This window comes from Salinimicrobium oceani (genome assembly GCF_012037645.1).
On the sequence record NZ_JAAVJR010000615.1, the window covers coordinates 1 to 455 of the forward strand.

A 455-nucleotide genomic window follows, 5' to 3' on the forward strand; every position below is an offset into this window, starting at 1 on the left:
TCAACAATATGACCCTCAATCCTCCTCGGGTGCACCAGGCAAGGGAAAAGTTATTCTATGACTGGTGTAAAAAACATGATAAGCTGGGAGGACAACACAAGATCCCGAGATTATCCAACCAGCGGACCTATGTAGAGGAGTTGCTGGAGATGAATGAAAGTTAGAGCCAGGATCGCTGCACTGCTATAACCAGGATCCAGGACTTGATTCCGGTTTTTGATTATGACCAGCCATCTTTAAAAAAGATGCCGCTCCGCCGGAGCTCCTGACTTCCCCTAAATATTCCTGTAAATATTTCGCTCCTCCGGAGCTCACTTTCTTTTTAAAGATCTTTGATTTTCATTTCAGAAGAAATCCTTCCTGTTATTAAGCTCCGGTAGGAGCGATATGTCTATAGAAAATAATCCTCTAAGAATTCAATAAGCGCCGGAGGTGCGGCATATCTATTGGAAACG

The 455-nt window shown here is 43.7% G+C and carries 1 pseudogene; it reads left to right on the forward strand.

Annotated elements, in window-relative coordinates:
• Positions 1-164: pseudogene (locus HC175_RS24405) on the forward strand (GH3 auxin-responsive promoter family protein); the annotation flags it as partial.
• Positions 165-455: the final 291 nt, after the last annotated feature.